This window comes from Rothia sp. P4278 (assembly GCF_048512945.1).
Classification (GTDB): Bacteria; Actinomycetota; Actinomycetes; order Actinomycetales; family Micrococcaceae; genus Rothia.
Genome location: NZ_JBLXXU010000010.1, coordinates 1 through 1,048, shown reverse-complemented (window position 1 = coordinate 1,048; position 1,048 = coordinate 1). Strand labels below are relative to the sequence as shown.

Genomic DNA, 1,048 nt, shown 5'->3' with positions numbered 1-1,048 from the left:
CCAGCAAGGTTGACCAAGGCGCCTCATCCCTCTCCCAAGGCGCATCATCCCTAGCTCAGGGCACCAGCAAGGTTGACCAAGGAGCATCCACCCTGGCGCAGGGCACCAGCCAGGTTAACGAGGGAGCATCATCCCTAGCCAAGGGTGCAGACCGGGTCAATGGTGGGGCATCTTCCCTGGCAACCGGTGCGGACCAGGTCAAGGCAGGGGCTTCTAGCCTCTCTAAGGGCCTGACCCAACTCAACGAGAGTGTAGCCACCCTACCCGAAAAACTTCCCGCCCTGACCGATGCCACCGGTTCACTTACAACAGGCGCATCCAACCTAGCTGCTGGGGCACAAGAGCTCAAAGAAGCTACTAATCAGGTGAGCTCTGGGGCTGAAGCGCTCTCCCAAGGAGCAGATAAAGCCCTGGGCGGGGCACAAGACCTGGCCACCGGAGCCACCAACCTAGCCGGCGCTACCGACGAGCTCACCACCGGAGCCACCACCCTAGCTGCGGGCACCCAATCCCTACTAGATAATTGGGACAAGCTTACAGACGAACAGAAGCGAGCTGCCCTCCAAGAGCTCAACACCGGGGCCGGTAAACTCTCAGCAGGAACTAAGGCGCTGGATTCCGGGGCAAACACCCTAGCTGCAGGCACCCAGGCACTGGTCGGCGATGAAAACAGCGGGCTAACCAAACTAGCCGGTGGAGCAAATAGCTTAAAAACCGGAGCTAGCCAAACCGCTACCGGAGCCACCACCCTAGCAGAGGGTGCCAGCGCTCTCTCACAGGGTGCCCAGGAGCTAGATAGCTCAGTCGGAGCCCTCAGCAAAAATCTCGGAGCTCTAGCCGGTGCAGTATCCCAGGCTAATGACGGGGCAGCAGCACTGGCAGATGGCACCTCATCACTTGCTACCGGTGCCCATAACCTCCATGACGGGACCTCATCACTTGCTACCGGAGCCACCAGCTTGGCAGATGGCACCTCCTCCTTAGAGGCTGGCGCATCCACCCTGGCGCAAGGCACGTCCTCACTCAACCAGGGAGCCAACCAGCTCAA

At 60.3% G+C, this 1,048-nt stretch carries 1 pseudogene; it reads left to right on the top strand.

Going from position 1 to position 1,048, the window contains the following annotated elements:
• A pseudogene (locus ACN085_RS10520) lies at positions 1-1,048 on the top strand (hypothetical protein); the annotation flags it as partial.